This window comes from Novosphingobium guangzhouense (genome assembly GCF_002896965.1).
Taxonomy (GTDB): Bacteria; Pseudomonadota; Alphaproteobacteria; order Sphingomonadales; family Sphingomonadaceae; genus Novosphingobium; species Novosphingobium guangzhouense.
This window is the reverse complement of record NZ_LYMM01000083.1, coordinates 1-8,553: the sequence shown is the minus strand read 5'-3', so window position 1 is coordinate 8,553 and position 8,553 is coordinate 1. Positions and strand designations below refer to the sequence as shown.

The following is an 8,553-nucleotide window of genomic DNA, read 5'->3' as shown; positions in this document are numbered from 1 at the left end:
GTAAAATCGGGTCGGCGTCGGGAGCGTCCACGCAGGGACGCGGGGGGTTGTGTTCCGCAGGCTCAGGCGAGTGGCCGGGTAGCAGCGGGCAGCCCGGCTCGACCAGCATTCCATCGAACTCGTCCCGTATGACCGACGTCAGGGTTCGCGTCTTGGGCGGCCATGGGTCATCCGGGATAGGACATCCGATGTCCCGCCGTATGTCGCAGGATCAGGCAGATGCCACCTTTCCAGAAGCCGAGAGGACGGTTCGGGTCTTCGAACGGACGCGTGGGTGCGTGATCACGGCTTTTGAAACCGCATCCCGGCCCACGACGCCGACCCGATACACCGAAGGCGACGTGTACCTCGTCACCCCGGATGCTGGGCCATATAGCCTATATGGTTATAAATGTCAATCGCGGAGCGCGTCGATCTCACGCGCAAGGTCTTTGCCGCGGCGCTCGTCAGTGGCGATACGTTCCAGCACGGCGATACGCTTGCGCATGGCATCCACCTCTCGCTCCAGTTCGTGTTCGCGGGCGGTGTGGTCATAGCCGCCTGCTTCGCGTTCCCGCTTTTCTCCAAGCGCGCGGTAGCGCTGGGACTTGAGCCAGGTGACGCAGGCGATGGCGAAAAGGACGACTACGGCAGTCCAGAAACTCATTGCTTTGTCACCCTTATCCTGTCGCCTTCGGCCCGCAGCGCCTCGATCTGGAGCGCGATGTCATGGCCGCTGCCACCACCGGCACTATTCCCGTCGGTGATGATTCTTTCCAGCACGCGCACCCTGTTTTCAAGCTCGCTGTTGTGCGTGGCATATTGCGCGGCCTTTTCCGCGGTGGCTCCGGCGGTGATTTCAAGCTTGCGCTCAAGGAACTTGAGGCGGCGCTTGTACATCTCGCCAAGGATGCCGAACACGGAAACCATCGCGATGAGCAGGGCGGCAAGCCCCATGAATTCGCCAAAGCTCATCAGGCTGCGTCCTTTTCGCGAGGGACGCGCAGGCTTTCGATCTGCGCGGCGGTGGCATAGGCGCTGTCGGTGACGATCGCCTCGATCGTGGCGGCGCGCCCTTCCAGAGCCTCGATCCGCGCGCGAAGCTGCGCGTTCTCTTCGGCGAGGCGGGCGGCGGCGCCGTGATCGGGGCGTTCGGTCTTGCCGCCCCATTCATCTTCCAGCGCATAGCCGTGGCGGGCGCGGATCAGGTTGTTGAGTACCCAGCCGCCGGTGCAGATGGCGACGATGGCAAGCACGAATTCAGGGCTGCCCCACTGCATCGCGCGTCTCCTCAGTTGATCTTGGGTTCGGGACTGCGGGCCGCCTCGACGGAGCGGGTGTCGCGCAGGGCCTCGATCTGGAGCGCGGTGTCGTAGCCGCCATCGGTGATGATGCGCTCCAGCACGCGCACGCGTTCTTCGAGCTGGGCATTGCTGGTGGCGTAGAGCGCGGCCTTCTCGGCGGTGCTATCGACCTGCAATTGCGCCATCTTGCGCTGGTGACGCGTCCAGATCGCCATCAATGGGATCGAAAGCGCGACGATGGGGATGAGTTCGGCGAAGTGAAACATCGTGGTGTCCCTGTTACCCGGCGCGAGCGTATCAGCGCAGCGAGTCGATCTCGGCGGCGAGGCGCGAATTGCTGTTGGAATAGTGCGCCTCCATGTCCGCGATACGGCGGTCCATGTCGGACAGGTCCGAACGCAGGCGGCTGGACGTGGAGGGCGCAGACAGGCCCTGACGATGCCCTGACCGGTTCCGGCGGCGCTCCATGCGGCGCAGCAGGCGCATTTCCTCTTCCTCGGAATAGAGGCCCATCGGGCGGCTGTTCGCCAGCCAGGCCACGCCGAAGTAGATCGCGATCACGATCGGGAACCCGGCGAAGAGCAGCAGCACCGCGCCCAGCCGGATCCACAGCGCATCGACGCCGGTGTAATCCGCGATCCCCGAGCAAACGCCCGAAATCTTGGCATTCGACTTGTCGAGATAGAATTGTCCGCGAGACATTGCCTGTTTTCCCTTCCCTCGAATGTCTTACTGCTTTTCCGCCATCTGGCGCTTCATCTCAGCGAGTTCCGCGTCGATCGAGTCTCCATCGGCCAAGGCCGCAATTTCCTCGGCGAGCGTCGGCTGGCGGTGGTCGGAGAGGCTCATCGCCTCGGCGCGGCCTTCCGCGTAGTCGACGCGGCGCTCAAGCTGGTCGAACCGGGCCATGGCTTCGTCCACGCGCTCGTTCGACAGGAGCGTGCGCAGCTTGACCCTGTTTTCCGCGCTCTGCAAGCGCGCCGCGATGGACGACTGGCGGCTGCGGGCTTCGCGAAGGCGGGTCTGCAGCTTTTCGATATCGGCTTCGTAGGCGCGCAGGGCGTCGTCGAGCACCAGTATTTCGGCCGAAAGCTGTTCGCCCATGTCGGCGGCCTTCTTGCGCTCCATCAGGGCAGCGCGGGCCAGATCCTCGCGGTCCTTCGACAGCGCCAGCTGCGCCTTGTCGGCCCAGTCGGCCTGCAGCTTCTCCAGCTTGGCGACGTGGCGGCGCAGTTCCTTCTGGTCCGCGATCGTGCGGGCCGAACTGGTACGCACTTCCACCAGCGTCTCCTCCATTTCGAGGATGATCAGGCGGATCATCTTGGCCGGGTCTTCCGCCTTGTCGAGCAAGTCGTTGAAGTTGGCGGCGATGATGTCGCGGGTGCGGGAGAAGATGCCCATGGCGGTGGTTCCTGTGGTGAAGCTGCGCGTTGCCCCGGCGTTGAAGCGGTAGGCACGCCCTGAACTGGACTGTGAATTCGGGGCCGGATTCTGGAGCACTTCGATCTCCGCGTCGAGCCTGCTCATGCGAGCGGCGCTCCGCACGAATGCACCGAAGCGGCATGGGCTTCGGGCACCGCGACCTTGTCGGCCAGCGCCACCAGATTGAGCGCGCCCATGGCCAGAATGCTGGCGATGATCGCCCAGTCGAGCTTGGTGCGCGCCAAAGTCGAGCGCGGGCTGGGTGAGCGTCCCTGGGCGGTCGTGCTCTCAATGCGTGAAGCGGTGATCGGGAGCATGTCGAAGTGTCCTCTGGTCCTGAACTTGGTCTTGCCAGGGTAATTGCAACCCCCGTGCCAAACTGCGCGAATGGCGGATTTGCGTGGGTTAAGCCTGTTCGTGCAAAAGTGCCCGGAAAATGAATTGCCAATGAATGGGAAATTTCGCTAACTTTCAGGAATGGAGCGCGACACGCATTTTATCGGCCAGTCCGGCGCCTTCCTCGATGCGGTCGAGCGGGCCAGTCGCGCCGCCGCCGTGCGCCGTCCGGTGCTCGTCATCGGGGAGCGCGGAACCGGCAAGGAGCTGATCGCCCAGCGCCTCCACCACCTGTCGCCGCGCTGGGGGGAGCCGCTGGTAACGCTCAACTGCGCGGCGCTGCCTGAAACGCTGATCGAGGCGGAGCTTTTCGGGCACGAGGCGGGCGCCTTTACCGGCGCCACTCGCGCGCGGGCAGGGCGGTTTGAAGAGGCCGACCGCGGCACCCTGTTCCTTGACGAACTGGGCAACCTGTCGATGGCGGCGCAGGAGCGGCTGCTGCGCGCGATCGAATATGGCGAAGTGGTGCGGATCGGCTCTTCGCGGCCGGTTACGGTGGACGTGCGGATCGTTGCGGCAACCAACGCGGACCTGCCGCGCATGGCGGCGCAGGGTTCTTTTCGCGCCGACCTGCTCGACCGGCTGAGCTTCGAGGTCATCACCCTGCCGCCGCTGCGCGCGCGCGAAGGGGATGTGGCGGAACTGGCCGACTACTATGGGCGCCGTATGGCAAGCGAACTGGAATGGGATCGCTTCCCCGGCTTCTCGGCCAGGGCGATGGACATGCTGGAGGCGCACGAATGGCCCGGCAACGTGCGCGAATTGCGCAACGTGGTGGAGCGCGCGGTCTACCGCTGGGGCGATGCGGAAAGCCCGATCGGCGAGGTGGTGTTCGACCCCTTCGCCAGTTCCTGGGGGCTGCAGGGCATGGCGCTTCGGGAAACTGGGCCAGCAGAAACTGCGCTTCCCGAAATTGGGCCGGCCAAAACTGAGCCGGAGGTGGCTGCGCCGATCGTGCGCGATATCGCCGTGCCTGCGTTGGCGCAGATCACGTCGCTGCGCGAATCCGTCGAGGCGCATGAGCGCGCGCTGGTCCTGTCCGCGCTTGAGCGGTTGCGCTGGAATCAGCGCAAGGTCGCGGCCGCTCTTGGGCTAAGCTATGACCAGCTGCGCCATTGCCTCAAGAAGCATGGGCTGCATCAGGGGCGGGGCGGCTGACGCTTTGCCTTGAGGTTCAGATGCTGGCCATGGCGCGCAGTAAATCTTCCATTGCGCCCACCCCTTTCGGGCTGAGATGAAGAAACGTGCGGCGCTGATCCTTCACGTCGCTGGACCGGAGCAGCAGGCCGGCCTTTTCCAGCGCGGTAATCCAGCGCAGTGCGGTGGTGGCGGGGGCGCAACTGCCGATGGCGGCGGCGGTAATGCTGAGCTGCCGGTCTTCCGCGTGGCTGATGTACAGGTCGAGAATAAGATCCCAGCCCGGCTCGCCCAGGATTTCCGCTCCGAAGAAGTTTTCACGCAGGCGCCGGCTATCGTATATCCGCTTTGCGGTCCGCAGCATGTCTTCGGCGGAGACGGTTTCCTTGCTGCCTTTCAGGGAATCCGGCGTGGCTACAAGAAACGTATTGAGCAGGCTGTTCAGTTGCAGCGCCTGCGAGGCTATGTCGCTGAGGAGTTCGGCATCGGCCCCGGTCCCCTCTTCGGGCCGATGCATTTGCCATCTCTGCGCCATTCCAATCGCCTCCACTTCTCCCGTTGCGATCGTCTATCCTATTTCTTTGTAAAGTCTGGTTAAATTTAATTAACCTTGCGATCTGGCCGATCGCGCTGTCGCGGCAAAGTATTCAGTCGTCAGTGGTCGTGCGCAAAACTTCGACGTGATCCATGGCGCGCAATGCATCGATGCCTGACTGAATGTACGCCGCCGGTATCGCCAAATCGAAGCGATCAAGTCGCTTCAGGGCTGATTGCAATTCCAGAACGATTTCATGAAGTTCCGTTATATCAGCTTTATTTGATGTCATATGGGCGGTCCGGCTGACGTCCTGGTCACGGGCGTGAAGGGCTAGGTATTAACGCGTATTCATTGGTTTTGCGACCAAATAGTGGTTCGGCAGGCAGTGGCATCCGCCGGCGTGGAATTCGAGCGGCTGGGAAGCCCTTGCATTTTTCCAGAATCGCGCCTATTTGGCCGTCATCCCGTAATTGGTGAAACAACGAACGGGCTGGCGCCGGTAGGGGCCGGCGCGAAACTGCGTTGCATCGAAAACGCCTTGAACAGACACGAAATGGAGCCAGGATTGGTCGATATCGCACGCCTTACCGAAGTCATCGAACCGGAAGTGAATGCTTTGGGCTTCGATCTCGTGCGTGTGCGCATCTTCGGAAAGAGCGAAGTCGGTGACGACGAAATCGCGCTCCAGATCATGGCGGAAGACCCGAAGACCGGCCAGCTCGTGCTCGACAACTGCGTCGCGCTGTCCCACCGCATTTCCGATCGCATGGATGCGCTGGAAGAAGCGGGCGAGACTTTGATCGAGGAAGCCTATCGCCTCGAAGTCAGCTCGCCGGGCATCGATCGCCCGCTCACCCGCGTCAAGGACTACGCCAACTGGGCGGGGCATGAGGCGAAGGTGAACCTGATCAATCCCGTGGAAGGCAACCGCAAGGGGCTTCACGGCGATCTCGTCGGCATCGACGGTGAACCCGGCAGCGAAGTGGTGACGCTGGAGGACAAGAAGTCCGGCCGCGTTTCCTTCCCGCTTGCAGACATTCAATCGGCCCGCCTGATCCTGACGGACAGGCTGATCGCGGCAAGCCGCCCGCTGGATACCAGCGGTGCGGACGACATTCTTGAGGAACAGGAAGACTAAGTCATGGCCAGTGCGATTTCCGCCAACCGCGCCGAGCTGCTCGCGATTGCGAACTCCGTCGCGTCGGAGAAGATGATCGACAAGTCGATCGTCATCGAGGCGATGGAAGAAGCCATCCAGAAGTCGGCCCGCAACCGTTACGGCGCCGAGAACGACATTCGTGCGAAGCTCGATCCGCGCACCGGCGACTTGCGCCTGTGGCGCGTCGTCGAAGTGGTCGAGCATGTCGACGACTACTTCAAGCAGGTCGATCTGGCGCAGGCGCAGAAGCTGCAGAAGGGCGCTGCCCTTGGCGACTTCATCGTCGATCCGCTGCCCCCGGTGGACCTCGGTCGCATCGACGCGCAGTCGGCGAAGCAGGTGATCTTCCAGAAGGTCCGCGACGCCGAGCGTGACCGTCAGTACGAAGAATTCAAGGATCGCGCGGGTGAGATCATCACCGGCGTCATCAAGTCGGTCGAATTCGGCCACGTGATCGTCAACCTCGGCCGCGCCGAGGGCGTGATCCGCCGCGACCAGCAGATCCCCCGCGAAGCGGCCCGTGTCGGTGAGCGCGTGCGTGCGCTGGTGCTGCGCGTGGAGCGTCAGAACCGCGGCCCGCAGATTTTCCTCAGCCGCGCGCACCCGGACTTCATGAAGCGCCTGTTCGCGCAGGAAGTGCCCGAAATCTATGACGGCGTGATCGAAATCAAGGCCGCTGCCCGCGATCCGGGCTCGCGCGCCAAGATCGGCGTCATCAGCAACGATCACTCGATCGACCCGGTCGGCGCCTGCGTCGGCATGAAGGGTAGCCGCGTTCAGGCCGTCGTGCAGGAAATGCAGGGCGAAAAGATCGACATCATCCCCTGGAGCGAAGACACCGCGACCTTCGTGGTCAACGCGCTTCAGCCCGCGACCGTCAGCCGCGTCGTCATCGACGAGGAAGAAAGCCGCATCGAAGTGGTGGTGCCGGACGACCAGCTTTCGCTGGCAATCGGTCGCCGTGGCCAGAACGTGCGTCTGGCCTCGCAGCTCACCGGCTCGCAGATCGACATCATGACCGAGGCGGAATCCTCGGAAAAGCGCCAGAAGGAATTCGTCGAGCGCTCGAAGATGTTCGAGGAAGAGCTGGACGTCGACGAAACGCTGTCGCAGCTGCTGGTGGCCGAAGGCTTCAGCGAACTGGAAGAAGTCGCCTACATCGACGTTGCCGAACTGGCGAACATCGAAGGCTTCGACGAAGAGCTGGCCGAAGAACTCCAGAGCCGTGCGCACGAAGCGCTTGAGCGTCGTGAGGAAGGCAACCGCGAAGCCCGCCGTGCGCTGGGCGTCGAGGATGCGCTGGCCGAACTGCCGCACCTCACCGAAGCGATGCTGGTCACGCTCGGCAAGGGCGGCATCAAGACGCTCGACGATCTGGCTGACCTCGCCACTGACGAACTCATCGCCAAGAAGCGTTCGGAACAGCGTCGCCGCGACGGTTCGGTCAACAAGCGCGCCCGCGACGAGGACAAGGGCGGCGTGCTCGGCGAATATGGCCTGACCGAAGAGCAGGGCAACGAGATCATCATGGCCGCGCGCGCGCACTGGTTCGACGAAGAGCCGCAAGCTGAGGAGGCCGCCGATGCGGAATCCTCGCAATGAGCGCGTAAGCTCCGACATTGACGGCAATTCGGCGGAGAGGACCTGCATCCTCTCCGGCGAGAAGGCTGTGCGCGGAGAGTTCATCCGTCTGGCGATTTCGCCCGACGGTCTGGTGCTTCCCGACGTCCACGCGCGTGCCCCCGGGCGCGGCGCGTGGATCGGCGTTTCTCGCGAGGCCCTTGAAATTGCGGTGTCGAAGAACAAGTTAAAGGGAGCACTGGCGCGTGCCTATAAAGGCGCGGCCATCACTATCCCTGACGACCTGGCGGATCGGATCGAGGCGGCACTGTCCCGCGCGCTGACCGACCGGCTGGGCCTCGAACTGAAATCGGGCAGGTTGCTCATGGGCTCGGACCGCATCGCGCAGAACGCGCGTGAGGGCCGGGTCGAATGGCTTGCCCATGCCGCCGACGCGCGTGAGGATGGCTCGCGCAAGCTCGACCAGGCCTGGCGGGTCGGGAGCGAGGCGGAAGGATCCGGGCTAAGGGGCGTAACCTTGCCTCTGGACCGGGACACGTTGTCTGTGGCATTGGGCCGCGACAACGTCGTTCACCTGGCGCTGAACGATCGCGGAGCGGCTGACCGAGTCGATACGCTGCTAAAGCGCCTCCTGCATTTCCAAGGGCAGGTCATCAGCCGGGAGGCCCCGAATGGGGGCGGCGGCCACAATGACCCGATTGGCGACCCCAATGGGCCCGGCATGGATGATGATGACAACGGACCGGCACCGGCTGCGTCCGTGACGACGAATTGAGCGAAGGGCGAAGACGAGAAATATGAGCGAGACCGACAACAAACCGACCCTGGGCCGCAAGCCGCTTGGCATTAAGCGCTCGGTGGAAGCGGGTGAGGTCAAGCAGACCTTCAGCCACGGCCGCACCAACAAGGTGGTGGTCGAGGTGAAGCGCCGCAAGCTGGTGCCCGGCGGCAAGCCGGGTGAAGGCGAAGCGACCCCGGCTCCGGCCGCTGCTCCGGCGCCCGCGCCTGCTCCGCAGGCTGCTGCGCCGCGTCCCGCT

Annotated in this window: 14 protein-coding genes; 5 read left to right on the top strand and 9 right to left on the bottom strand. The window is 63.6% G+C overall.

Going from position 1 to position 8,553, the window contains the following annotated elements; all coding sequences use genetic code 11:
* Positions 1-394: 394 nt before the first annotated feature.
* From A8V01_RS24545 to A8V01_RS24515, 7 genes are read right to left on the bottom strand one after another with little or no spacing between them, the layout of a single operon-like run.
* Complete coding sequence (locus tag A8V01_RS24545; RefSeq protein ID WP_103098885.1) at positions 395-646, bottom strand: hypothetical protein; 252 nt, start codon at positions 644-646, stop codon at positions 395-397.
* On the bottom strand, positions 643-936 hold the full coding sequence (locus A8V01_RS24540) for a hypothetical protein (protein WP_245892809.1): 294 nt from the start codon (positions 934-936) through the stop codon (positions 643-645). Before A8V01_RS24540 ends, A8V01_RS24545 begins: the two co-directional genes overlap by 4 nt.
* A 17-nt stretch (positions 937-953) precedes the next feature.
* On the bottom strand, positions 954-1,259 hold the full coding sequence (locus A8V01_RS24535; RefSeq protein WP_103098884.1) for a hypothetical protein: 306 nt from the start codon (positions 1,257-1,259) through the stop codon (positions 954-956).
* An 11-nt stretch (positions 1,260-1,270) separates the two neighbouring features.
* Positions 1,271-1,549, bottom strand: coding sequence for a hypothetical protein (locus A8V01_RS24530; RefSeq protein ID WP_103098883.1), 279 nt, complete (start codon positions 1,547-1,549; stop codon positions 1,271-1,273).
* A gap of 31 nt (positions 1,550-1,580) precedes the next feature.
* Complete coding sequence (locus A8V01_RS24525; RefSeq protein ID WP_103098882.1) at positions 1,581-1,985, bottom strand: PspC domain-containing protein; 405 nt, start codon at positions 1,983-1,985, stop codon at positions 1,581-1,583.
* Positions 1,986-2,012: 27 nt separating this feature from the next.
* Entirely contained in the window at positions 2,013-2,810 is a 798-nt protein-coding gene (gene pspA / locus A8V01_RS24520; RefSeq protein WP_103098881.1) for a phage shock protein PspA, read from the bottom strand.
* Positions 2,807-3,022 (bottom strand): hypothetical protein, encoded by a 216-nt coding sequence (locus A8V01_RS24515; protein ID WP_103098880.1) that lies wholly within the window; start codon positions 3,020-3,022, stop codon positions 2,807-2,809. Before A8V01_RS24515 ends, pspA begins: the two co-directional genes overlap by 4 nt.
* Before the next feature lie 160 nt (positions 3,023-3,182).
* Here A8V01_RS24515 and pspF point away from each other — a divergent pair, with 160 nt between their 5' ends.
* Positions 3,183-4,259: a phage shock protein operon transcriptional activator gene (pspF, locus tag A8V01_RS24510; protein WP_103098879.1), complete on the top strand. Its 1,077-nt coding sequence runs from the start codon at positions 3,183-3,185 to the stop codon at positions 4,257-4,259.
* Positions 4,260-4,275: 16 nt separating this feature from the next.
* On the opposite strand, the gene A8V01_RS24505 is transcribed toward pspF, so the two are convergent.
* Together A8V01_RS24505 and A8V01_RS24500 are read right to left on the bottom strand one after the other, a co-directional pair.
* On the bottom strand, positions 4,276-4,755 hold the full coding sequence (locus tag A8V01_RS24505; RefSeq protein ID WP_103098878.1) for a helix-turn-helix domain-containing protein: 480 nt from the start codon (positions 4,753-4,755) through the stop codon (positions 4,276-4,278).
* A gap of 130 nt (positions 4,756-4,885) precedes the next feature.
* Positions 4,886-5,065, bottom strand: coding sequence for a hypothetical protein (locus tag A8V01_RS24500; protein WP_103098877.1), 180 nt, complete (start codon positions 5,063-5,065; stop codon positions 4,886-4,888).
* A gap of 276 nt (positions 5,066-5,341) precedes the next feature.
* Here A8V01_RS24500 and rimP point away from each other — a divergent pair, with 276 nt between their 5' ends.
* The 4 genes from rimP to A8V01_RS24480 all read left to right on the top strand — a co-directional run.
* On the top strand, positions 5,342-5,914 hold the full coding sequence (gene rimP, locus A8V01_RS24495; RefSeq protein ID WP_103098876.1) for a ribosome maturation protein RimP: 573 nt from the start codon (positions 5,342-5,344) through the stop codon (positions 5,912-5,914).
* 3 nt (positions 5,915-5,917) lie between these two features.
* Positions 5,918-7,537, top strand: a complete 1,620-nt coding sequence (gene nusA / locus A8V01_RS24490; RefSeq protein ID WP_103098875.1) for a transcription termination factor NusA — start codon at positions 5,918-5,920, stop codon at positions 7,535-7,537.
* On the top strand, positions 7,518-8,291 hold the full coding sequence (locus tag A8V01_RS24485) for a DUF448 domain-containing protein (RefSeq protein ID WP_103098874.1): 774 nt from the start codon (positions 7,518-7,520) through the stop codon (positions 8,289-8,291). The genes nusA and A8V01_RS24485 overlap by 20 nt, the downstream gene beginning before the upstream one ends.
* Before the next feature lie 22 nt (positions 8,292-8,313).
* On the top strand, positions 8,314-8,553 hold a 240-nt coding region (locus A8V01_RS24480), incomplete at its 3' end, for a translation initiation factor IF-2 associated domain-containing protein (RefSeq protein ID WP_146037379.1).